Raw genomic sequence first — 24,725 nt, forward strand, 5'->3', positions numbered from 1 at the left:
TCTATTTAGATGCGTTTATTCGCATTTTTAAAACCCCAAAAATAGCTTCAGAAATAATAGAGCCATTCATCTTGGATTTACCTCTAATCCTGTCGGTAAAAATAATAGAAACCTCTTTTATATTGAACCCTTTTTTCCATGCTTTAAATTTTAATTCAATTTGAAAAGCATATCCTGTAAATTGAATTTCATCAAGGTTTATCTTTTCTAGAACTTTTCGTTTATAACAAACAAAACCGGCAGTAGTATCTTTTAAAGGAATTCCCGTTAAAATGCGAACATATTTTGAAGCAAAATAGGATAAGAGAATACGCTTTATATCCCAGTTTACAACGTTGATCTGGCCTTTTAAATAGCGAGATCCAACAGACATATCTGCATTGTTGTTCGCACATTCAGCATAGAGTTTCATTAAATCATCTGGATTATGAGAGAAATCGGCATCCATCTCAATAATAAATTGATAATTGTGATTTAAAGCCCATTTAAACCCGTGTATATAGGCCGCGCCTAAACCATCTTTTTTATCACGTACTTCTAAGTGGAGTTTTCCTGAGTACTTATGTATTAAATCTCTTACAATAATAGCGGTGCCATCAGGTGAATTATCATCAACAACCAATATATGAAAATCTTTTGGTTGATTAAAAACGGCTTCAATAATAAGGGCTATGTTTTCCTTTTCGTTATAGGTAGGAATAATAACTAAGGTGTCGGACATAAAAAACGCTTAATAGCACAAAGGTACAGTTTTTTATTGCTAATTTTGTGTTAACTTTTATTTCTAAGAGTTTCCTGCTAAATGAATGAATTACTTACTATTCCTATGCTTGCTCCTGATTGGGTGGTAGCTGTTTTTATAGCTATTTTGATTTTATTAGTTATTGTAAAACTTCTGTTTCAAGAGCGTCTAATTGGGCTGATGTTGTTGCCTTTTTCTAGAAGTTATATGATGAAGTTTAGTAAGGAGTCTTCAATGCTATTCAATGGATTTAATGCGCTAACTTTTTTGATAGCATCCTTAATTTTTGGATTGATACTTCATGCCGCGGCAGTGTTTTATTTGCCGGAGCTTGAAGATTTAGGAAGTTTGTTGTTGTTTTTTGAATTTTGCTTGGTTCTTCCGGTTTATCTCTTTTTAAGATTTACTCTTGGTGTATTATTGGCCATGCTATTTGATGTAAAAACACAGCAAATGTTTTTAGCTTTTGTCAAAACATCGTACTTATTTGCTTCATTATTGGCAATGGCACCATTTTTATTGTTGACATATTTATTAAGAAACAACAATATTATTGTATTTAATTTATTGGTGTTGCTTTTTGGTGGATTATTAATTGTGAGATATGTGAATGTTGTAAATTACAATAAAAATGCGCTTGATAATCAATGGTCTAATTTTTTTTTATATCTTTGCGCCCTAGAAATAGCGCCGATATTGCTGTTTCTTAAAACTATTTTGTAATGTGGGATTTTGGAAACGAAAAATAGTTTTTAAGCCCTTAAAAAATTCAAAAAAGCTACCATATGAAAGTGAAAACAATTCTGGTTTCTCAACCAGCCCCTAAATCAGAAAGTTCACCTTACTTCGAATTAGCAGATAAGCAAAAAGTAAAGATTGATTTTAGGCCTTTTATACATGTAGAAGGAGCAACAGCTAAAGAAGTTAGAGGTCAAAAAATTGACTTAAAAGGCTACACTGCGATTATTTTTACAAGTAGAAACGCAGTTGATCATTTCTTTAGAATTGCTGAAGAAATGCGTTACAAGGTGCCAGATGATTTAAAGTATTTTTGCGAATCTGAGGCCATTGCGTATTATTTACAGAAGTATGTTGTGTATAGAAAACGTAAGATTTATGTTGGTCAAAAGACTTTTCCTGAATTAGTGAAAGTGATTAAAAAACATAAAGATGAGAAGTTTTTATTGCCATGTTCAGATAAATTGAAGCCATTGATTCCTCAGGAATTAAATGCATTAAAAGTAGATTGGACAAAAGCAGTGTTTTATAAGACTGTAGTAAGTGATTTGTCGGACTTAGAGAATGTATTTTATGACATTTTAGTTTTCTTTAGTCCTTCAGGTATTGATTCATTATTTAAGAATTTCCCTGAATTTAAGCAAAACAAAACACGTATTGCAGTATTTGGAAATTCAACTGTAAGAGCTGCTGAAAAAGCTGGATTAAACTGTAATATTAAAGTGCCTACTCCAGAAACACCATCTATGACAATGGCATTAGAAAAATATATAGTAGATGTAAATAAAAGGTAACTCTTTTTGTAAGAATAATAAAATGGTAAGCCGGTTGATTTTCAATCGGCTTTTTATATGATAAATAGGGTATGAAAAACTTGCTCGATCTTAGAAACAAGTAATACTTTAATGGAGTATTTATCTGGATTAATTTTGTTAAATTTAGAAACATAAATTTTCTTATACCCTAACTTTTCTGCTTCAAGAATACGCTGTTCAATTCTACTTACGGGTCGCACTTCTCCTGATAATCCTATCTCTGCAGCAAAACAAACATCTTGCGCAATCGCTAAATCTTGGTTGGAAGATAAAATTGCAGCAATTACGCTTAGGTCTATTGCTGGGTCATCAACCTGTATTCCTCCAGTAATGTTTAAAAAGACGTCTTTTGCTCCTAGTTTAAATCCTGCTCTTTTTTCTAATACGGCCAATAACATATTCAGACGTTTAATATTATAACCTGTAGAAGAGCGCTGAGGAGTGCCATAAACAGCCGAACTCACCAATGCTTGTACTTCAATCATAAGGGGTCTTACACCTTCTAATGTGACCACTAAAGCAGTGCCACTTAATGCTTCATCTTTTTGAGAAATAAGAATTTCTGATGGATTGCTAACTTCACGCAAACCATTATTTAGCATTTCGTAAATGCCTAATTCTGCTGTAGAACCAAATCGGTTTTTTTGTGCTCTTAAAATACGGTATGTATGGTTTCTATCACCTTCAAATTGCAGAACAACATCTACCATATGTTCCAGAATTTTTGGCCCCGCAATCTGACCTTCTTTGGTTATATGACCAATTAATATTACAGGCGTGCCGGTCTCTTTGGCAAAATTAATAAGCTCTGCAGTGGTTTCTCTAATTTGAGAAATACTACCCGGAGAAGCATCAATAGAATTAGAGTGTAAAGTTTGTATCGAATCAATAACAACAACTTCTGGCAGGATTTCCGGAAGTTGTTGAAATATTTGTTGCGTATTTGTTTCGGTTAAAATAAAACAATGTTCATTACTTTCAGAAATTCGTTCTGCTCTCATTTTAAGCTGATGAGCACTTTCTTCACCTGAAACATAAAGTACCTTTTTGTTTAGCGCAAGCGCCATTTGAAGAGACAGTGTTGATTTTCCAATTCCCGGTTCGCCTCCTAACAAAATAACGGACCCTCCAACAAGTCCGCCACCTAAAACTCTGTTTAATTCTTGATTTTCTGTATTTATTCGATTTTCTCGAGCAATAGCAATATCAGAGATTTTTACAATTTTGGCAGAACTTTTTGATGTAGATTTTGGAGTCCAACTTCGAGGCTTTTCTTTTTGAATGACTTCTTCTACTATAGTGTTCCATTCATTACAAGCCGTGCATTTACCAACCCATTTGGCATATTGTGTTCCGCAGTTTTGACAAAAAAATGATATTCTGGTTTTGGTCATAGCACAAAGAAAAGAAATTATTTTTCTTTGTTGTAAAGCGGTAGAAATAAAAATGAAAGTCCCCCAAAAGTAAGCACCATTAAGGTTTGTGCAGTCCACATAATCCATCCAAATGCATTCGCTGCATTTTCATCAATATTATATAGAACTAATGCTCCAGCTACCGCAACAGGATACGCTCCTAACCCTCCGTTTGTTATAGCCATACTAATTCCACCCACCACAAATCCAACTATTATGGCTCCAAATGGTAAATATGTCGTTTCTGGTAATGCAAATGTAACAGCATAAAACATTAACATATACATAGCCCAAATAAATAAAGTATGAAAGATAAAAGCCCATTTACGCTTCATTGTAAATATGCTCTTGGCGCCATCAATAAGTCCAATAATAAAATCTTTAATCTTTTTGGCAATTGGGTGCTGGGACTTTATGACAAATAAAAGGCTTATTAAACCAAAAACAGCAAGACCAACTAAAATGTAAATCCCATGATCACTTGCCTCATCTTTATTAAAAAGATAGCTTGTAATCAGGGGTCCTTGGAACAGAAAGGCAATCGACAAAATAATGGCTAACATAATAGCGTCGGCAATACGTTCTGCAACAATAGTTCCGAACGCTTTTTCGAAGGGTACTTTCTCATATTTTGTTAGTGCAGTAGCTCTTGCGACCTCTCCAGCTCTCGGAATACCTAAGTTAACGATATAAGTAAGCAAAACGCTCATGATTAAATTGGGGAATTTAGGTACATAGCCTAAAGGTTCTAACATAAACTTCCATCTATACGCTCTTGATAAATGGCTCAAGGATCCAAAAAGCAATGATAGACCTACCCACCAATAGTTGGCATTTTTGAATGAAGAAACAATTTCCTTTTTATCCTCAAAAGATAATTCTTTAAGAAATAGCCATATAATAAAAATACCCAAACCAACAGGAAGGGCAGTAAAAAGTAGTTTTTTAAGCGATTTATTCAAGATTAATCTAATCTATTTGTAGCTTCATTAGGGAATACCAAAGCAGGTTTAAAAGATTTAGCTGCTTCAAAATCCATCATAGCATAAGCTATAAGAATTAGTACATCTCCCACAGCAACTTTTCTAGCTGCAGCGCCATTTAAGGTAATTTCACCACTATTTCTTTGGCCTGGGATTACATATGTTTCAAGGCGTTCGCCATTATTGTTATTTACAATTTGCACTTTCTCTCCTTCAATTATATTGGCAGCATCCATTAGATCTTCATCTATGGTTATACTTCCAATGTAATTTAAATCTGCACCTGTTACTTTAACTCGGTGAATTTTAGATTTTACTACTGTTACTTGCATGCGGCAAAATTAGTTAAAATATTAAATTTTTAAGGCTATAATTGAATATTGTCTATTAGACGTATATCTCCTGCAAATACAGCAATAAATGCTCTTAAGTTATCTTGTGGAGTTATTGATTTTGCTGGTAATAGTGTGCTTTCTTTGGCTATTTCGAAATATTCTAATTTTAGAAGATTATGTGTTTCGAATTTATTTTTAACAAATTGTTGTGATTTAGCAACACCCAATTCAGTAAAATTAGATTGAATTTCTTTTAAAACGTGATAAATAAAAGGTGCAGCTAAACGATGTTTTTTAGAAAGCAAAGCATTTCTTGAACTCATTGCTAAACCATCTGATTCTCTGTAAATATTACATGGCACAATTTGAACTTTCAGTTTTTGTTTTTCAACCATTTTTCGAATGATTTGCAATTGCTGAAAATCTTTCTCTCCAAAATAAGCTCTCGTCGGTTTTATAATTTGAAAAAATCGTTTTACAATGGTCCCAACTCCGTCAAAATGACCCAATCTAAACGCACCCTCCATGGGAAGTTCTAATCCGTCAAAATCAAACTTTTCAGAAGTTAAATTATCCTTATACATTTCCGCAGCAGTTGGTATAAAAACAATGTCGCACCCTACCTCTTTTAATAAAGCAAGGTCATTGCTAATTGTTCTAGGATAATTCTTTAAATCATTACTGTTATTAAACTGAGTTGGATTAACGAAAATACTAGCAACTGTATAATCATTATGTGAGATTGAAGTATTTATTAAAGAAAGGTGCCCTTTGTGCAATGCGCCCATAGTTGGCACAAAACCAATGCTTTTTTTTTGACAATAGCCAGCTAAATGAGATTGCAAAGATTTTATATCTTCAAAAACTAGCATTTCTTTCTGTTAATTACTGTTAAATGGGGTGCAAACTTACTCTTTTACATCTAAAAACTGTATAAAATTTCGTAATTTTGCGCAAATTAATCATCAAGAGAATATATGAAAGATAAGCGAGTGTTGTGCGTGTCGTCAGAAGTGGTTCCATATTTACCGGAAAATGAAATGTCTAAAACCGCTTTTGATGCCGCAAGAATGGTGCATGGTAAAGGAGGGCAAACGAGAATATTTATGCCAAGATTTGGTGTAATTAACGAAAGAAGACACCAACTACACGAAGTAATTCGATTGAGTGGAATGAACTTGATTATCAATGATATTGATATGCCTTTAATTATTAAAGTAGCTTCAATACCAAAAGAGCGTATGCAAGTTTATTTTATTGATAATGATGAATACTTTAAAAGAAAGGCAACAATAACTGATGCTGATGGAGAATTATTTGATGACAATGATGAACGGATGATTTTCTTTGTTAAGGGTGTTGTTGAAACGGTAAAGAAATTAAATTGGGCTCCAGATATAATTCATGTTCATGGATGGATGGCTGCATTATTACCGATATACTTAAAAGAATATTATAAAGACGATGCACTATTTGAGAATAGTAAAATCGTTACTTCTCTATATAATAACGGATTTTCTGGTTCGTTGAATAATGGATTAAAAGAAAAGGTTGCATTTGACAATGTTGAGAATATTAACACTATTGATGATGCTACACATGATAATCTATTAAAAATTGCAATAGAAAACTCTGATGCGATTATTGCAGGCAGTGTAGATCTGAATGAAGAATTGATTGCTTATGCAGAATCGTTAAATCTTCCGGTGTTACCTTATTATCCAGAAGAAGAATTTGCTGAGGCATACACAGAGTTTTACGAAACAAAAGTTTTATAATAAATAACCCTGAAGAATGAACACAAAATTGGCGAGTGTTTTAAAACAAGGAGGAATCTCCTTGTTGTTAGTTTTAGCACTATATGCTTGTGAAGGTAGTATAGAAGATGTAGGAGTTAATATTGTTGATACTGATTTATTTGATACAAATGGGTATGATTCTGAAGTTATTTCGTACAACGAAAATATAGAAAGAAGACAATCCAATGCTCAATCTCAATATTTATTAGGCGCTTATTCTAATCAAGACTTTGGCAAGATAGATGCTTCTATAGTTTCGCAGTTGTCATATATTGGAGATATTGACTTTGGTCTTGATCCGGCTATTGACACTATAATTGTAGACTTACCATTATATGTTTCAAATCAAGAGACTAATGATGATGGACTTGTAGAGTTTGAGTTAGACTCTGTATTTGGCAACTCAGAGGTTCCATTTAAAATCACAGTTTCTGAACTTCAAACATATCTGAACACACTAGATCCTGAAGACCCAACAATGACGAAGGAGTATTTTTCTGATGATGTCTACGATTTTAATCCAATTCCTTTTTACAGTGATACTATAAGTGCAAAGGCAAATGATACTATTCTTTTGGTGAAAAGACCTGAAATTATTGAAATTCCGGAAGAAGGAATATACAATGTAGATACTATCAGAGGATTAAATAATGGTCCAAGTATTAAAATTCCACTGGAAGAAGATTTCTTTACAAATAATTTCTTAGATAATTCATCTATTTTTGAATCACAAGCTGCATTTTTAGAATTCTTTAATGGTCTTTATTTATTCGCAGAGGTAGACCCTATGGCGATTGGAGATTCTCATATTATAACTTTGCCTCTTAATCAAGGGTCAATGGTAATTTATTACACAAATTCAATATTAACAGACGAAACGATTACAACCACAGATTCTGATGGCAATACCACTGTAGTTTCAGAAACAGACTTAAATGGTGACGGTGATTTTGATGATGTAGATATACCCGTTAGAACCAAGCAATCTGCAAGATTTGCTTTGAGTGGTGTTTCAAACAATAAGTACATTAGAGACTATTCTGGATCAAATGCGGAAAATCCAATAAACAATCCAGATGTAATTAATGGAGATGAATTACTGTATGTTCAAGGTGCTGCTGGATCAATTGGAGTGGTTGAGCTTTTTGTGAATGAGGATTTAGATGATTTGCGTAGTCAGAATTTATTAGTAAACAATGCAGAGTTAATTATTTATGTGGACGAGAATGCTAATATGGATATTATACCTGACAGGTTATTTTTATATAATTACGAAACCGACGAACAAATTATAGATTACTTTACAGAAGGTTTTATTTCTGTTGGAGGCACTCCTAATTTAGATGAAGATGGAAATGCGACTAGTTATTCCTTAAATATTACAGACTATGTATCACGAGTATTGGCAAACGAGGATTATATAGAACCTAGTAAATTAGGATTAAAAGTATTAAACCCTTCAGATGTTCCTTCGGATGCTTCAATTGTGGATATACCAAATTACAGTTGGAACCCTAAAGGAATAATTTTATATGGTAATCAGGCGATGGATTCTGAGAAACGTATGAAATTAAATATTACTTTTACACAGTTAAACCAATAATAATCAAATAAATACTACTTACTTTAAATTATGTGTGGAATTGCTGGCTATATTGGGTTTAGGGATGCCTACCCAATTGTAATAAAAGGTCTGCAAAGACTTGAGTACCGTGGATACGATAGTGCAGGAATGTTGCTGTACAATGAGAACATCCATGTGTCAAAAACAAAAGGTAAAGTATCAGATTTAGAAGAAATTATGGAAACCAGCAACAAGGCTGGTTTTCTTGGCTTTGGGCACACACGTTGGGCAACTCATGGAGTGCCTAGCGATGTAAATTCACATCCACACACCTCTAATTCTGGTAACTTGGTGATCATTCATAATGGAATTATTGAGAATTATGATTCTATTAAAAAGGAGTTAATCCAAAGAGGATATACCTTTTCAAGCGAAACCGATACGGAAGTTTTGGTTAACTTAATTGAAGAGGTTCAAAAATCTAACAAATGCAAATTAGGAAAAGCGGTTCAATTGGCTTTAAATAATGTTGTAGGCGCCTATGCCATTGCTGTTTTTGACAAGAAAAAGCCAAATGAAATTGTTGTTGCTAAACTAGGGAGTCCAATTGCTATAGGAATTGGTGAAAACAATTCGGAATTTTTTGTTGCCTCAGACGCTTCTCCATTTGTAGAATACACTAAAGATGTAGTGTATTTAGAAGACGAAGAAATGGCAATTCTTAGAAAGGGAAAAGAAATTAAAATCAGAAAGATTGCTGATGACTCTTTAATTACACCAGAGGTTCAAGAATTACAACTGAATCTTGAGCAAATTGAAAAAGGGGGATATGACCATTTCATGCTGAAAGAGATTCATGAACAACCTCACGCAATTACGGATACTTATCGAGGTCGTTTATTGCCAAATGAAGGTATCATTCGCATGGCAGGAGTTGATGATCATTTAGAGAAGTTTACCAATGCTAACAGAATTATTATTGTTGCTTGCGGTACTTCTTGGCATGCAGGTTTGGTGGCAGAATACTTATTTGAAGATTTAGCGAGAATCCCTGTTGAGGTTGAATATGCCTCAGAATTTAGATACAGAAACCCTATTATAAACGATAAAGATGTTGTGATTGCGATTTCTCAATCTGGAGAAACAGCGGATACCTTAGCAGCTATAAAATTAGCAAAAGCTAATGGTGCATTTGTTTTTGGTGTTTGTAACGTTGTAGGCTCTTCGATAGCAAGAGAAACACATGCCGGTGCATATACGCATGCTGGACCAGAAATTGGTGTTGCTTCAACTAAAGCATTTACCACTCAAATTACATTGCTAGCGCTAATTGCCTTAAAGCTTGGTAAAGAAAAAGGGAACATTTCAAATAGTAATTACCACTCTTATTTACACGAATTACAGTTGGTGCCAAATAAGGTAAAGGAGCTATTAAAAACAGACACTTTAGTTCAAGAGATTGCAGCTATTTATAAGGATAGCCCAAATTGTTTGTATTTAGGAAGAGGGTATAATTTCCCTGTGGCCTTAGAAGGAGCTTTAAAATTAAAAGAGATTTCATATATCCATGCTGAAGGTTACCCTGCAGCAGAAATGAAGCACGGGCCAATCGCTCTGATTGATGAAAATATGCCAGTAGTTGTTATTGCAACTAATAAAGGTCATTACGAAAAAGTTGTTAGTAACATTCAAGAAATTAAATCTCGAAAAGGTCAAATTATTGCAATTGTGACTGAAGGTGATATTCAAGTAAAAGAAATTGCGAATCATGTTATAGAAATTCCTCAAACAGAGGAGGCCTTCACTCCTCTGATTACAACAATTCCTTTACAATTATTGTCTTATCATATTGCAGTTATGCGAGATTGTAATGTAGATCAGCCAAGAAATCTAGCAAAATCTGTTACTGTGGAGTAATCTTATCGTGAATCTTTACAGGTTTACCATTATTCCATTCAGCTAATATATCCATTGCAACGGTGGCTCCGCTTCCTGTTGCAATGGCAAATTGGCTTCTTAATCCTGCTAGTACTCCTGCCACATAAATATGTTCTGTTACTTTGTGATTTTCATTTTTCAATTGAGTACGTTGTTTCGCTGGATCAATTTTGGAATGTAATTCCATATAATCTTCCATCCCACGAATACTAAAATTTTTAGGCCCAATCGCTAGAACTACATTTTTGCACGCATAAGAATTACCTTTATTGGTTATTACTTCAACGCTATTATTTAACTGTTTAATTTCTACAACCTTTTCACCTTTTATCAATTTAACATGCGGATAGTGATTTTTAAGTTGCTCAACTCCTTGAGTTAAAATGTCACTACCGAGAGTACCTGCATTTAAGCCTAACACATTGTAAAATTTTGCATTTTGTAAAGAAGAACTCCTTTGATTCGCAATTATGCCTATAGATTTCCCTAGAACATATGGTTCATTTTTAGCGCTTCCTAAAAGTAGTGCACAACTTAAACCAGCTGCTCCTCCACCTATAACTAAAACATCAAAATTCATTTAAAATAGTTGTTGAATATTGGCTGCAAATAATTTAACAGCAATCGCTAAAAGAATTACACCAAATATTTTTCGAATAATTTTAATTCCGTTGGGCCCTATTAATCGCTCAATTCTAGCAGATGTTTTTAATACTACATAAATAAGAAGTACATTTAGTAAAACGGCAATTATAATATTTTCTACAGCAAATTCAGCCCTTAGAGATAAAAGAGTAGTTAAACTACCAGGTCCCGCAATTAATGGAAATGCCAGTGGAAATACAGATGCTGTAATTGCATCTCCATCATCGTCTTTGTAAAGTGTAATTCCCAAGATCATTTCAAGGGCAATAAAGAACAAAATAAAAGCACCGGCAACAGCAAAAGAATTAACATCTACACCAATTAATGATAGTAAGCTCTTTCCTAAAAACAAAAACAAAATCATAATTGCTCCAGCAATAATTGAAGCTTTTTCAGATTGGATGTGTCCTGCCTTTTTTCGTAAGTCTATAATAATAGGAATATTCCCAATAATATCAATTACGGCAAATAATACCATAAATGCGGTAAAGATTTCTTTAAAGTTAAAGTTCATGCTGTTAAAATTTTAATGCAAAATTAGCAAACTAATACGAGGCTTTGACTGCTAGGGTGCAAAAAGTTGTATTTTTGCCACATGATTCAAATTGGCAAAACAATCGTTTCAGAAGATATTATAGACAAAGAGTTTGTTTGTAATTTAAGTGCATGTAAAGGTGCTTGTTGTGTAGATGGTGATGCGGGCGCTCCCTTGGAAGAAGATGAATTGAAAACGTTAATGGATGTTTATCCAAAAGTAAAGCCTTATATGCGTCAAGAAGGAATTGATGCTATTGAGGACCAAGGATTGTTTATTAGCAAAGACGGAGAATACGAAACAACATTAATCAATAATGCTGATTGCGCCTTTGTAATTTTTGATAAAAAAAACACAGCACTTTGTGCAATAGAGGAGGCCTATAACCAAGGAGATATAACTTGGAAAAAGCCAATTTCTTGCCATCTATATCCAGTTCGCGTGCAGCAGTATAGTCAGTTTGCAGCAGTTAACTATCACAAATGGCAAATTTGTGACGATGCATGTTCTTTAGGAAAAGAACTGCAAGTACCGGTGTATAAATTTGTAAAACAAGCGTTGATAAGAAAGTTTGGAGAAGACTGGTACAAAGAACTTGAATTAACAGCTACAGAATATAAGAAGCAGTTTTAGGTTATTCTTTATACTTTAACCCATTTTCTAAGTCAATTAAAGTACTATCGTATACATCATAGTTTGTTTGAAGAAACTTTTTGTTTAAAATGCCTTCATCAAAATAATCAAAAATTAGAGTGTCATTCCTTTTAATGAAACTACCTTCATAACTATTAGTTAAAATCCCTTTTTGACCATAAATGTCTTCTTGAAAAAGATTGTTAGTTAATGTGATTTGAAGCATACCATTTTCTTTATGATGAAAGAAAGATTTTACAGTCTCTCCGTTAAAATCATTATAAACCCCAATTAATTTTGTTTTATTTGGGTTGTTTAATTTGTATTTAATTAAAACTCGATTGCCTTTAAATTGGTAGCCGAAATTATTTCCAATTTTTTTAGAATCAGAATACCTCACTCCATCAACATAATAGAAATATGTGATTTTCTGAAGTAGTCTTGAGGAGCCATTACCCGGGACCATTTTAGTATCAACTATTGTTGCATTAATTTCTTTAGTTTTTGTAAATGGAGAAAAAGGTATTTCAAAATCATTCCAAATTAAATAGAAGGCTACAAAAAAGAATATTATTGCAAATGCTGAGGGGTTAAAGTTTTTCATAATTCGATAGAATATTGACCTTTATTTAAAGGTATAAAATAGTTAGTTATTGTAAACCGCTTAAATCCAATTGCGTTGTATGTTTTCCTTTTTTTATGGCGATATAACTATGGACATTTCCTAATTCTGAAATTAATGAAAGTTTTGTTTGAACAAAACGCTCATAGGCCTCCATATCTTCTAAAACTATTTTTAGCAAATAATCAAAGTTTCCTGAAACTTGATAGCATTCTAATACTTCAGGAAATTCATTCACTTGTTTTAAAAACTTCTCTAGGTAACTGCGTGTATGTCCTTTTAATGTTACCCCGATAAAAATGGTTTGTTTCAGCCCTATTTTTCGTTCGTTTAATAAAGCTACATAATTGTTAATGTATCCTTCGCTTTCCAGTTTTTTTACCCGTTCAAAAACTGGAGTTGTTGATAGGTTTAATTTTTCAGCTAAATTTTTGGTGGTAATCCTGCAATTTTCTTGAAGCAATTCTAAGATTTTAAAGTCAGTTTTATCAAGCTTATATCCCATAGTATAAATTTTGTTAAATACCTTATAAATGATAAATATAAAGAATAAAAAGCATCGACAGATAAATAATATAGAATTATATTCTAAAATAAGGTTATTAGTTAGGCTATTTTAATTGGGTTGATTTTAGAAAAATTAACTTTAGGCTATGAGTATGATACAGCAAATATTTAAAAAATATATAGGAAAAAATGCCTATGATGGAGGCATTACTAGAGGTGAATTAGAAAGCCAAGTACAAGTAGATGAATTGTTTAAATTGTCTTCTAACGAGAATATATTAGGGCCGTCTCCTATGGCTACTAAAGCTATGGTTGAGAGTATGCACCAGCTGCATGAATATAGTTTTCGCGATGATTTTCCGATTTTACAGGCAATTTCAACATCTGATTCAAGACTTAAAACTAACATGCTTTTTGCGGCAAATGGTGGCAGCGAGGTAATTCAAATGATCTGTAAGGCTTTTCTAAACCCTAATGATGAGTGTATCATTAGCACACCTACTTTTATTGCCTATAAGAATTATATAAAAAATGAAGGGGCTTTGGTAAAGGATGTTCCTTTAGATACTTCTAATTATACAATCGATATCAAAGCTATTTTGGGTGCAATTACTCCAGCTACTCGATTAATTTTTGTGACTAACCCTAACAATCCAACTGGTACCTACACAAATAAAGAACAGATTGATTATTTAGTTGATAATTTGCCTGAACACGTAATTATGGTCTATGATGAGGTATACTATCATTTTTCTGAGGCGCATGATTTTCCTCGAGCTATCGACTACATATTAGAGGGGAAAAATGTTATTGGAATCCATAGTTTCTCCAAATCATATGGTCTCGCCGGAATTAGATTGGGCTATGGTTTTTCTACCCCAGAAATTTCGGAGTATATCGCGAATTTTAAAAGGCCATTTGTTTTAAATACCTTAACAATGCTTGCTGGTATAGCCGCTCTAAAAGACGAGCAACACCTAACAGACACTATTAATTTAGTGATTCAGGGTAGAAATTGGTTGTACGAAGAGTTTGAAAAGATCGGAATTAATTATTGGAAAAGTCAAACCAATTTTGTCTATATAGAACCAGCGATGAATAGTAAAGAGCTTACTGCAGCTTTACTTAAAAAAGGTGTTATGGTAAGACCTTGTGATGCTTTTGGATCAAAAAACGGAGTTCGAATTACAGTAGGAGACGCTAAAGCAAATGCAGCTTTAATTAATGCATTAAACACCATACTAAAAATAACAGAACATGCCTAGATATCATACCTTAGGAAAGATTCCGCCAAAGCGCCATACCATTTTTAAAAAAGAGAATGGCGATTTTTATTACGAAGAGCTCTTTGGTACTATTGGATTTGATGGAATGTCGTCATTAATGTATCATACGCAACGACCTACTCAAGTAAAGGAAGTTTTAAAATCATATGATGTTACTCCAAAAATTGCTGTTGCTAAAAACATGAAATCCTTAAGTTTAAAAGGGTTTAATGTAGTGCCTACTGAAGATTATTTAGAAAGTAGGGTGCCGGTTTTAGTAAACAATGATTGTCAAATAGTTTTGGCGGCCCCAACTAAATCTTTGCGATCTTATTTTTATAAAAATACGGATGCAGATGAGGTGTTGTTTATACACAAAGGCACGGGAGTATTACGAACGTTTTTAGGAAATATACCTTTTGAATATGGAGACTATTTGGTGATTCCGAGAGGAGTAATCTATCAAATAGATTTTGATACAGAAGACAATAGATTATTTATAGTTGAGTCTAAACATCCAATTTATACGCCAAAACGTTATAGAAATTGGTTTGGTCAACATTTAGAGCATGCTCCATATTGCGAGCGAGATATGCACCCTCCTAGTAGTCTAGAAACCTATGATGAATCTGGGGATTTTACAATTAAAGTAAAAAAGCAAGACACGATTCATGAATATATTTATGCAGCACATCCATTTAGTGTTGTTGGGTGGGATGGTTACAACTATCCGTATAAATTTTCAATTCATGATTTCGAACCTATAACTGGTAGAGTGCATCAACCGCCTCCAGTACATCAAACTTTCGAAACTTCAGCATTTGTTATTTGTTCATTCGTACCACGTTTGTATGATTATCATCCTAAAGCTATTCCTGCACCATACAACCATAGTAATATAGATTCTGACGAGGTGCTTTATTATGTAGATGGTGATTTTATGAGTAGAAAAAATGTGGATCAAGGTCAGATTACCTTGCATCCGGCCGGTATACCTCATGGTCCGCATCCTGGAACTATGGAAAAGAGTATAGGGCAAAAAGAAACACTTGAATTGGCGGTTATGGTTGATACATTTAAACCATTAATGGTTACGGAAGCCGCTTTAAAAATTGCAGATGAAAATTATTATCAATCTTGGTTAGAAAATTAAAATTATGGAAGCTATTAAAAACTTAAAAGACTTACAAAATACAGAATACGGATTAAAGAAAATGTTTGATGATGCAGATGATTTCTTGCCATTGTTGGGAACGGATTATGTAGAGCTCTATGTGGGTAACGCTAAACAAAGCGCGCATTTTTATAAAACAGCTTTTGGCTTTCAATCTGAGGCATATGCAGGTTTAGAAACAGGAATGCAAAACAAAGTATCGTATGTATTAAAACAAGATAAAATCAGATTGGTTTTAACAACTTCGTTGGAAGAGGGAGGGCTAATAAATGAACATATTGATAAACATGGTGATGGTGTAAAAGTTGTTGCTCTATGGGTAGACGATGCTACAAAATCTTTTGAAGAAACTACAAAGAGGGGTGCGGAACCATTTATGGAACCTACAAAAGAAGAAGATGAAAACGGATATGTAGTTCGTTCTGGAATTCACACGTATGGAGATACTGTACATATTTTTGTAGAGCGCAAAAACTATAACGGCGTGTTTTTACCAGGGTATAAAAAATGGGAATCTCATTATAACCCATCGCCTGTTGGTTTAAAATTTATTGATCATATGGTGGGCAATGTAGGTTGGAATGAAATGAATACATGGTGTAAATTCTATGCTGAGGTTATGGGATTTGCGCAGATTATATCGTTTGACGACAACGATATCTCTACGGATTATACTGCGCTAATGAGTAAGGTTATGAGTAATGGCAATGGTAGAGTTAAATTCCCAATTAACGAGCCTGCAGAAGGTAAAAAACGTTCTCAAATTGAAGAGTACTTAGATTTTTATAATGGTGCAGGTGTACAACATATTGCGGTTGCTACCGATGACATTGTTCATACAGTTTCTCAAATGAGAGATAGAGGTGTTGAATTCTTATATGTTCCAGATAATTATTACGATGATTTGCTAGAACGTGTTGGAGCTATAGATGAAGATGTTGAAGTGTTAAAAAAACATGGAATTTTGATTGATAGAGATGATGAGGGGTATTTGTTGCAATTGTTTACGAAGCCAGTTGTAGATAGACCAACAATGTTTTTTGAAATAATTCAACGTAAAGGAGCAAAATCATTTGGAAAAGGTAACTTTAAGGCTTTATTTGAGGCTATAGAACGAGAACAAGAAAACAGAGGTACGCTTTAAGTAAAGCAGATTGCATGAACCAAGAAAAACAAATATTACCAGAATTTAATAGTGTTACTAAAAAGTTGCCAAAGCATTTGCACAAGTTTATTGCGAGACAACCTTATGAGCAATACACAGCTCAAAATCAGGCTGTATGGCGCTATGTAATGCGATTGAATTTAGATTATCTTAAAAAGACGGCACATCCTTACTATGTGAGAGGTCTAGAAGAAACAGGGATTTCTATAGATCAGATACCGCATATGGAAGGAATGAATCGAATCCTTAAGAAAATAGGATGGGCTGCTGTTGCAGTAGATGGGTTTATTCCACCAAATGCTTTTATGGAGTTTCAGGCGTATAATGTACTTGTTATAGCTTCTGATATTAGAACGTTAGAGCATATAGAGTATACACCAGCCCCAGATATTATTCACGAGGCTGCAGGTCACGCTCCTATTATCGCAAATCCAGAATATGCAGAATATTTAAGACGTTTTGGAGAGATAGGCAGTAAGGCTATTTCGTCATCCAAGGATTTTGAAATGTATGAAGCGGTTAGACACTTATCTATTTTAAAAGAAGATCCAAATACTGAACAAGAGGCAATAGATAAGGCCACGGCAATTGTAAATATGCTTCAAGAATCACAAGGTGAACTATCTGAAATGGCTCAAATTAGAAATTTACATTGGTGGACTGTTGAATATGGTCTAATTGGCGATTTAGAAGCCCCAAAAATTTACGGTGCCGGATTGTTATCTTCAATAGGAGAAAGCGAGGATTGTTTGAAGTCGCATATTGAAAAAATACCATATTCAATTGAAGCGGCTAAAGTGAATTTTGATATTACAAAACCACAACCTCAGTTGTTTGTGACTCCTAATTTTGCTCATTTGAGCTATGTTTTAGAAAAATTTGCCAATAAAATGGCGCTTAGAAAAGGAGGCCTAAAAGGGTTAGAGAAATTAATTGATTCTAAGAATTTAGGTACAGTTGAGTTGAGTACGGGCCTTCAAATTTCGGGAGTGTTTACAAATGTGATTAGTTTTGAAAACAAGCCAATTTATATGCAGACAACCGGAAAATCTGCGTTAGCTTCAAGAGATAAAGAATTAATTGGTCACGGCACCAATTATCATGCAGATGGATTTGGAAGCCCAATTGGTAAATTAGAAGGAATTAACTTAGCTATAGAAGATATGTCTCCAAGAGACCTTCAAGTATACGGCATATTTGAAGGAGAAAAAACTACCTTGCAATTTGAAGGAGGTGTAAAAGTTGAAGGAACAATTATTACTGGTATACGTGATTTAAAAGGAAAGATTCTGTTAATTTCTTTCAAAGATTGTAAGGTTACGTATCAAGATCAAATACTTTTTGACCCATCTTGGGGCATCTATGATATGGCAGTAGGGAAGGAAGTTACATTTGCATATGCAGGTCCTGCCGCCCCAGAATCGTTTGATAATGTATTTGAGTTGCCAAAAGAAAAGACACATAAGATTTCTTATTCTAAAGAAGATTTAATCTTACACGGGTATTATGATGAAGTAAGAAAAATGAGAAGTTCAAAGGATGTTTCAATAGAGCGATTATCGGAAATTGAAAGCCATTTGCACTCAAATTACTCGAATGAGTGGTTGCTATTTTTAGAGATGTATGAATTGTTGTATGAAAGCAATTCTGAACTCAGAGAAAAGTTGTTGATACATTTAAACAGCCTAAAAACGAATACAACATTTAACAAACTAATTAATGATGGCTTGCGATTACTTGATGAGCAGCCATTAACAGTATAAAAATATGATTATGAATACTTGGGTTCAAATTCCAGAAAACTCAGATTTTACAATATATAATATTCCTTTCGGAATTTTTTCAACAGAAACAAAATCTCCTAAAATTGGCATAGCTATAGGTAAACACGTTTTAGACTTAGTTGAAGCTAACAAATATGGGATATTTGATCAAATTGATTTTGACACCTCTGTTCTAGAGAAAGACACCTTGAATGATTTTATCAATCTTGGTAAAGAGATTACTAATAAGATTCGAATTAAAATACAATCAGAGCTTTGCAATGAACAGTCTGTTTTAAAAGAGCACAACGAGGCTTTTCATTTACAATCAGATGTTAGAATGCATATGCCAGTGGCTGTTGGTGATTATACAGATTTCTATTCGAGCATAGAACATGCAACCAATGTCGGTTCTATGTTTAGAGATCCGGATAAGGCTTTGTTGCCAAACTGGAAACATCTGCCTGTTGGATATCACGGTAGGGCGTCTTCTATAGTTATTAGTGGCACCCCGCTCCATAGGCCGAAAGGACAAACCATGCCGCCTCATGCGACAGCTCCTGATTTTCAACCTTCAAAAAGAGTAGACTTTGAGCTTGAAATGGCGTTTGTAATTGGAAAGAATTCTGAGTTAGGAGATTCTGTTAGCACTGCTCATGCTGAAGATTATATTTTTGGTAAAGTATTGTTTAATGACTGGTCTGCAAGAGACATTCAAAAATGGGAATATGTGCCATTAGGACCTTTTTTAGCGAAGAATTTTGGATCTTCTATTTCGCCTTGGATAGTCACGATGGAGGCATTAGCGCCATTTAAAGTTGATGGCCCTGAACAATCACCCAAAGTATTACCTTATTTAAGCTACGAAGGTCAGAAAAACTATGATATAAACTTAGAGGTGGCCATAAAACCAAAAGACCAAGAAGAAACTTCGGTTTGCTTCTCTAATTTTAAATATATGTATTGGAATATGAGTCAGCAGTTGGCGCATCATACTGTAAATGGTTGTAATATTAAAGTAGGAGACATGATGGCTTCTGGAACTATAAGTGGTAAAGAGAAAAACTCTTTTGGTTCTATGTTAGAACTTTCTTGGGGAGGTAAGCATCCCATTGCATTAAAGAATGGTGAGACCAGAAGTTTTATCGAAGATTACGATACCGTTATTATGCGTGGATATGCGGAGAAAGATGGAATTAGAGTTGGATTTGGAGAAGCGTCTTCGCAAATATTACCTGCAAAATAATGGCTGTAAAAACCTATACCCCGGCTGATTTATCTACCGCTGAGTTGCATCAATTAATGTTAACTGCAGTGGCTCCTAGACCAATAGCCTTTGCTAGTACAATTAGTAAAGATGGTTTGGTAAACCTTAGTCCGTTTAGCTTTTTTAATGTGTTTAGTTCGAACCCTCCTATAATGATATTTTCTCCAGCAAGAAGGGTTCGTGATAATACTACAAAGCACACTTTAGAGAATGTTCATGAAGTGCCAGAAGTGGTGATTAATATTGTGAATTACCAAATGGTAGAACAAATGTCTTTGGCAAGTACGGAATATGCAAAAGGGGTAAATGAATTTGAAAAAGCGGGGTTTACCCAAGTTGAATCGATTAATATAAAACCGCCAAGAGTAGGTGAAGCTCCAGTCGCTTTTGAATGTAAAGTAAATGAAGTAATTGCTCTTGGTAGTCAAGGAGGAGCAGGCAATTTAGTTATTTCTGAGGTGGTGGCGGTTCATGTAAATAAAGATTATATTAATGAAATCGGTAAGTTGGATACTCAGAAACTTGATTTGGTAGCAAGACTGGGAGGAAGTTGGTATGCACGAATTATTGATGATGCTCTTTTTGAAATTCCGAAGCCAATAGCAACAAAAGGGATTGGAGTAAATAAATTACCTGATCATGCTTTAAAAAGTAATATTTTGACTAAAAATAATTTAGGTAGACTTGGTAATTTTGAAAGCGTCCCTTCTCAAAAAGAAATTGAACAATTTATTAACAATGAAAATTTAACTTCATTGAAAGCCGAAAATAATCCCCAAATACGCATTAAAAGGCAGCATCAAATCGCAAAGAAATTCCTTGAAAATGGGGATGTTCAGAGTGCTATTTACACCCTGTTTTTTACCGGGTAGTTTTCAAAAATTTCATGTGAAACAAATTGTATAAATGTATCAAATACACTTAAAAAAATGATTTAAACAATTGAAAAACAACTATTAAACAAGTTATTTTAAAGTGTATTTAAGTTTTATTGGATTTTACTACGGTGTTAAAATTTGTTAAAAACTAAGTTGCTTTGTGAATAAGTAAAGCTTTTATTTTTAAGGATTATTTTAAATATTTGTTTCGTCTTACTCCTAAGGCAAGAAAAATTTGTTACATCCTAATACAGTCCAGCTAAAATGTCTCAGATAGAACCTATCTTACAAGAAAATAAAGATCGATTTGTAATCTTTCCAATCCAGCACCACGATATTTGGGAGTGGTATAAAAAACAAGAAGCAAGTATTTGGACTGCCGAGGAAATTGACTTGCATCAAGATGTTCACGATTGGGAAAATAAACTTACAGATGACGAACGTTATTTTATAAAACACATTTTGGCTTTCTTTGCAGCATCAGATGGTATTGTAAACGAAAATTTAGCTGAGAATTTTGTAAGCGAGGTACAATATACTGAGGCAAAGTTCTTCTATGGCTTCCAAATTATGATGGAAAATATCCATTCTGAGGTATACTCTTTGTTGATTGACACATACGTAAAGAATGATGCTGAGAAAATTGATTTATTCAAAGCAATTGAAGTTTTCCCAGCGATTAAGAAAAAAGCAGAGTGGGCATTAAATTGGGTAGATAGCGATAGTTTTGCAGAAAGACTGATTGCGTTCGCTGGAGTTGAAGGAATTTTCTTTTCAGGAAGTTTTTGCTCTATCTTCTGGTTAAAAAAGCGCGGTTTATTGCCTGGATTAACATTCTCTAATGAATTAATTTCAAGAGATGAAGGTATGCACTGTGACTTTGCTGTTCACTTGCACAACAACCACATAGTTAATAAAGTTCCAAAAGATCGAATCACAAAAATTCTTACAGACGCTTTAGACATAGAACGCGAGTTTATTACGGAGTCCTTACCTGTAAGTTTAATTGGTATGAATGCCAAATTAATGACGCAATATCTAGAGTTTGTAACAGATAGATTGTTAGTTGAATTTGGCTGTGAAAAGGTATATAATGCTACCAATCCTTTTGATTTTATGGAAATGATCTCTTTAGAAGGAAAAACGAATTTCTTTGAGAAAAGAGTGTCAGAATATCAAAAAGCAGGTGTAAAATCTGGTAGCACAGGGTCTATCAGTTTCGATGCCGATTTCTAATTGAAATAAATCAATCCCCCACCTCTTTATTTTAAGAGGCATATTATTCGTTTTCAACTTAACTTGAAAACAAACCCCGTTCAACCAAGTTTGATTGAACATTTAAAAAATATTTGCCCATTTAAAAGCACTTGCTTTTGAATGATAAACTAATTTAAATCGTGAAAAAAAATGTTTGTAGTTAAAAGAGACGGCAGGAAGGAACCTGTAATGTTCGACAAAATCACGGCGCGAGTGAGAAAACTGTGCTATGGTTTAAATAAAATTGTTGAACCTACCAAAGTGGCAATGCGAGTAATTGAAGGGTTATATGACGGAGTTACCACTTCTGAATTGGATAATTTAGCAGCAGAGATTGCAGCTACAATGACTGTGCAACATCCTGATTACGCAAAACTAGCTGCTAGGATTGCTGTTTCTAATTTACATAAAAATACTAAAAAGTTATTCTCTGAGGTTGTTGATGATTTATTTAACTATGTAAATCCAAGAACAGGAAAAAATGCACCTTTGATTTCTGAGGAAACATATAAAGTTGTTCAAGACAATGCGGCAAAACTTGATTCTACAATCATTTATAACCGTGATTTTAACTACGATTATTTTGGATTTAAGACATTAGAGCGCTCATATTTACTAAAACTAAATGGGGTAATTGCGGAGCGTCCACAGCACATGCTGATGCGGGTAGCTATTGGTATTCATCAAGAAGATATTGATGAGGCAATTGCAACATATGAGTTAATGAGTAAAAAGTTTTTTACGCATGCCACACCAACATTATTTAATGCTGGTACACCTAAACCACAAATGTCTTCATGCTTCTTATTGCAAATGCAGGATGACAGTATTGATGGAATTTACGATACTTTAAAGCAAACAGCTAAGATTTCTCAATCTGCCGGAGGTATCGGGCTTTCTATTCACAACGTAAGAGCTACAGGATCTTATATTAGAGGCACAAATGGCACATCAAATGGTATTGTTCCGATGCTTAAAGTATATAATGACACAGCGCGTTATGTAGATCAAGGTGGAGGCAAACGTAAGGGTTCTTTTGCAATGTATTTAGAGCCATGGCATGCTGATGTTATGGATTTTTTAGACTTAAGAAAGAATACAGGTAAAGAAGAAATGCGTGCACGTGATTTGTTCTATGCCATGTGGATTCCAGATTTATTTATGAAGCGTGTTCAAGAAGATGGTGATTGGACTCTAATGTGTCCAAATGAATGTCCTCACTTATTTGATACGTATGGTGATGAATTCGAAAAATTATACGAAGGATACGAAAAAGTTGGAAAGGGTAGAAAAACTATTAAGGCTCGCGAACTTTGGGAGAAAATATTAGAAGCACAAATTGAAACTGGTACTCCTTACATGTTGTATAAAGACGCAGCAAATCGTAAGTCTAACCAAAAGAACTTAGGTACCATTCGTTCTTCTAACTTGTGTACTGAGATTATGGAGTACACGGCTAAAGATGAGGTGGCCGTGTGTAACTTAGCATCTATTGCTGTTTCTATGTTTATTAGTGAAGATAAAGACGGCAAAAAGTACTTTAACCATAAGAAATTATACGATGTAACAAGAAAGGTTACACGAAACTTAGATACAGTTATTGATCGTAACTACTACCCAGTAAAAGAGGCAGAAAACTCTAACATGCGTCACCGCCCTGTAGGATTGGGTATTCAAGGGTTAGCAGATGCGTTTATTATGTTGCGTTTACCATTTACGTCAGATGAAGCTAAGCAATTGAATCAAGAAATTTTTGAAACAATTTACTTTGCAGCGGTAACATCTTCTATGGAGATGGCTAAAAAGAAAGGAGCATATTCTACCTTTAAAGGATCACCAATGAGTGAAGGTGAATTCCAGTTTAATATGTGGGGAGTTTCTGAAGACGATTTAAGCGGACGTTGGGACTGGAAAAAGCTACGCACACAAGTGAAGAAACACGGTGTTCGTAACTCTTTATTAGTAGCTCCAATGCCAACTGCATCTACATCGCAAATATTAGGTAATAACGAAGCGTTTGAACCTTACACTTCAAATATCTATACACGTAGAGTATTGAGTGGCGAGTTTATAGTTGTAAACAAGCACTTATTAGAAGACTTAGTGGAATTAGGTTTATGGAATAACGACATGAAAGAAGATATTATGCGTGCAAATGGTTCTATACAGCATATTGATGTAATTCCTCAAGAATTGAAAGACCTATACAAAACTGTTTGGGAGTTAAGTATGAAAGACATTATTGATATGGCTCGCCAAAGAGGATACTTTATCGATCAATCTCAATCGATGAACTTGTTTATGCAAGATCCGGATTACAGTAAACTTACATCAATGCATTTCTATGCTTGGAAATCTGGATTGAAAACAGGGATGTATTACTTAAGAACTAAATCTGCTGTAAATGCTATTAAGTTTACAGTTTCCAATAACAAGAAAGAAAAAGTAGAGGATGAGCCTTTAACTCCGGAAGAATTGAAAGCAATGCTTATTGCATCTCAAAACAATCCTGATGATTGTGAGATGTGTGGTTCTTAATTGCTTTATCACTCTCCAGAGATTTAAAAACCTCCATACTAATGTATGGAGGTTTTTAATATATACTAACCAATTTTAAAATTTATAGCCAAAACAAGTGAATGTTCTTGCAACAATAATAACCCCTAAGTAAAAGTGCTTTTTAAA

23 protein-coding genes are annotated in these 24,725 nt (G+C 34.0%); 14 read left to right on the forward strand and 9 right to left on the reverse strand.

Annotation, left to right across the window (positions count from 1 at the left end):
- Nucleotide 1 precedes the first annotated feature (1 nt).
- On the reverse strand, nt 2-721 hold the full coding sequence (locus tag ACYQ5R_RS05255) for a polyprenol monophosphomannose synthase (protein ID WP_460189869.1): 720 nt from the start codon (nt 719-721) through the stop codon (nt 2-4).
- An 81-nt stretch (nt 722-802) separates the two neighbouring features.
- On the opposite strand from ACYQ5R_RS05255, the gene ACYQ5R_RS05260 reads away from it, so the two are divergent.
- Both ACYQ5R_RS05260 and ACYQ5R_RS05265 read left to right on the forward strand, forming a co-directional pair.
- Nucleotides 803-1,465 carry a DUF4271 domain-containing protein gene (locus ACYQ5R_RS05260; RefSeq protein WP_460189870.1) on the forward strand — a complete coding sequence of 221 codons (663 nt, stop codon included), beginning with the start codon at nt 803-805 and terminating at the stop codon, nt 1,463-1,465.
- Nucleotides 1,466-1,527: 62 nt separating this feature from the next.
- Nucleotides 1,528-2,274 (forward strand): uroporphyrinogen-III synthase, encoded by a 747-nt coding sequence (locus tag ACYQ5R_RS05265; RefSeq protein ID WP_460189871.1) that lies wholly within the window; start codon nt 1,528-1,530, stop codon nt 2,272-2,274.
- 53 nt (nt 2,275-2,327) lie between these two features.
- Here ACYQ5R_RS05265 and radA read toward each other — a convergent pair whose 3' ends face one another.
- The 4 genes from radA to panC are packed head-to-tail and all read right to left on the reverse strand — an operon-like array spanning nt 2,328 to nt 5,900.
- A complete protein-coding gene (radA, locus tag ACYQ5R_RS05270) occupies nt 2,328-3,689 on the reverse strand; it encodes a DNA repair protein RadA (protein WP_460189872.1) in 1,362 nt (453 codons plus the stop codon).
- A gap of 17 nt (nt 3,690-3,706) precedes the next feature.
- Nucleotides 3,707-4,672 (reverse strand): lysylphosphatidylglycerol synthase transmembrane domain-containing protein, encoded by a 966-nt coding sequence (locus ACYQ5R_RS05275; protein WP_460189873.1) that lies wholly within the window; start codon nt 4,670-4,672, stop codon nt 3,707-3,709.
- Nucleotides 4,673-4,674: 2 nt separating this feature from the next.
- The gene (gene panD, locus ACYQ5R_RS05280) at nt 4,675-5,025 is read right to left on the reverse strand and encodes an aspartate 1-decarboxylase (RefSeq protein ID WP_460189874.1); all 351 of its coding nucleotides are present in this window, start codon (nt 5,023-5,025) and stop codon (nt 4,675-4,677) included.
- A 35-nt stretch (nt 5,026-5,060) separates the two neighbouring features.
- Nucleotides 5,061-5,900 carry a pantoate--beta-alanine ligase gene (gene panC / locus ACYQ5R_RS05285; RefSeq protein ID WP_460189875.1) on the reverse strand — a complete coding sequence of 280 codons (840 nt, stop codon included), beginning with the start codon at nt 5,898-5,900 and terminating at the stop codon, nt 5,061-5,063.
- Between the two features lie 105 nt (nt 5,901-6,005).
- Here panC and ACYQ5R_RS05290 point away from each other — a divergent pair, with 105 nt between their 5' ends.
- The 3 genes from ACYQ5R_RS05290 to glmS are packed head-to-tail and all read left to right on the forward strand — an operon-like array spanning nt 6,006 to nt 10,308.
- Nucleotides 6,006-6,806, forward strand: coding sequence for a glycogen/starch synthase (locus ACYQ5R_RS05290; protein WP_460189876.1), 801 nt, complete (start codon nt 6,006-6,008; stop codon nt 6,804-6,806).
- A 16-nt stretch (nt 6,807-6,822) separates the two neighbouring features.
- Nucleotides 6,823-8,430 carry a DUF4270 family protein gene (locus ACYQ5R_RS05295; protein ID WP_460189877.1) on the forward strand — a complete coding sequence of 536 codons (1,608 nt, stop codon included), beginning with the start codon at nt 6,823-6,825 and terminating at the stop codon, nt 8,428-8,430.
- Between the two features lie 30 nt (nt 8,431-8,460).
- The gene (glmS, locus tag ACYQ5R_RS05300) at nt 8,461-10,308 is read left to right on the forward strand and encodes a glutamine--fructose-6-phosphate transaminase (isomerizing) (protein WP_460189878.1); all 1,848 of its coding nucleotides are present in this window, start codon (nt 8,461-8,463) and stop codon (nt 10,306-10,308) included.
- Here glmS and ACYQ5R_RS05305 read toward each other — a convergent pair.
- Entirely contained in the window at nt 10,295-10,909 is a 615-nt protein-coding gene (locus ACYQ5R_RS05305) for an FAD-dependent oxidoreductase (protein ID WP_460189879.1), read from the reverse strand. The two genes, glmS and ACYQ5R_RS05305, sit on opposite strands and share 14 nt — an antisense overlap.
- Nucleotides 10,910-11,488: a MarC family protein gene (locus tag ACYQ5R_RS05310; protein ID WP_460189880.1), complete on the reverse strand. Its 579-nt coding sequence runs from the start codon at nt 11,486-11,488 to the stop codon at nt 10,910-10,912.
- Between the two features lie 81 nt (nt 11,489-11,569).
- On the opposite strand from ACYQ5R_RS05310, the gene ACYQ5R_RS05315 reads away from it, so the two are divergent.
- Entirely contained in the window at nt 11,570-12,142 is a 573-nt protein-coding gene (locus ACYQ5R_RS05315; RefSeq protein ID WP_460189881.1) for a DUF3109 family protein, read from the forward strand.
- 1 nt (nt 12,143) lies between these two features.
- On the opposite strand, the gene ACYQ5R_RS05320 is transcribed toward ACYQ5R_RS05315, so the two are convergent.
- Both ACYQ5R_RS05320 and ACYQ5R_RS05325 read right to left on the reverse strand, forming a co-directional pair.
- A complete protein-coding gene (locus ACYQ5R_RS05320) occupies nt 12,144-12,746 on the reverse strand; it encodes a hypothetical protein (protein ID WP_460189882.1) in 603 nt (200 codons plus the stop codon).
- Nucleotides 12,747-12,792: 46 nt separating this feature from the next.
- On the reverse strand, nt 12,793-13,269 hold the full coding sequence (locus ACYQ5R_RS05325; RefSeq protein WP_460189883.1) for an Lrp/AsnC family transcriptional regulator: 477 nt from the start codon (nt 13,267-13,269) through the stop codon (nt 12,793-12,795).
- Nucleotides 13,270-13,417: 148 nt separating this feature from the next.
- On the opposite strand from ACYQ5R_RS05325, the gene ACYQ5R_RS05330 reads away from it, so the two are divergent.
- From ACYQ5R_RS05330 to ACYQ5R_RS05365, 8 genes are all read left to right on the forward strand, one after another.
- Nucleotides 13,418-14,536, forward strand: coding sequence for a pyridoxal phosphate-dependent aminotransferase (locus ACYQ5R_RS05330; RefSeq protein WP_460189884.1), 1,119 nt, complete (start codon nt 13,418-13,420; stop codon nt 14,534-14,536).
- Nucleotides 14,529-15,689, forward strand: a complete 1,161-nt coding sequence (locus tag ACYQ5R_RS05335) for a homogentisate 1,2-dioxygenase (protein WP_460189885.1) — start codon at nt 14,529-14,531, stop codon at nt 15,687-15,689. Before ACYQ5R_RS05330 ends, ACYQ5R_RS05335 begins: the two co-directional genes overlap by 8 nt.
- A 1-nt stretch (nt 15,690) precedes the next feature.
- Complete coding sequence (hppD, locus tag ACYQ5R_RS05340) at nt 15,691-16,854, forward strand: 4-hydroxyphenylpyruvate dioxygenase (RefSeq protein WP_460190497.1); 1,164 nt, start codon at nt 15,691-15,693, stop codon at nt 16,852-16,854.
- Nucleotides 16,855-16,868: 14 nt separating this feature from the next.
- Nucleotides 16,869-18,638 carry an aromatic amino acid hydroxylase gene (locus ACYQ5R_RS05345; protein ID WP_460189886.1) on the forward strand — a complete coding sequence of 590 codons (1,770 nt, stop codon included), beginning with the start codon at nt 16,869-16,871 and terminating at the stop codon, nt 18,636-18,638.
- 10 nt (nt 18,639-18,648) lie between these two features.
- Complete coding sequence (gene fahA / locus ACYQ5R_RS05350) at nt 18,649-19,884, forward strand: fumarylacetoacetase (protein ID WP_460189887.1); 1,236 nt, start codon at nt 18,649-18,651, stop codon at nt 19,882-19,884.
- A complete protein-coding gene (locus tag ACYQ5R_RS05355; protein ID WP_460189888.1) occupies nt 19,884-20,777 on the forward strand; it encodes a flavin reductase family protein in 894 nt (297 codons plus the stop codon). The genes fahA and ACYQ5R_RS05355 overlap by 1 nt, the downstream gene beginning before the upstream one ends.
- A 270-nt stretch (nt 20,778-21,047) precedes the next feature.
- Complete coding sequence (locus tag ACYQ5R_RS05360) at nt 21,048-22,019, forward strand: ribonucleotide-diphosphate reductase subunit beta (RefSeq protein ID WP_460189889.1); 972 nt, start codon at nt 21,048-21,050, stop codon at nt 22,017-22,019.
- A gap of 171 nt (nt 22,020-22,190) precedes the next feature.
- On the forward strand, nt 22,191-24,578 hold the full coding sequence (locus ACYQ5R_RS05365) for a ribonucleoside-diphosphate reductase subunit alpha (RefSeq protein ID WP_460189890.1): 2,388 nt from the start codon (nt 22,191-22,193) through the stop codon (nt 24,576-24,578).
- Nucleotides 24,579-24,725 lie beyond the last annotated feature (147 nt).

This window comes from Urechidicola sp. KH5 (genome assembly GCF_054661455.1).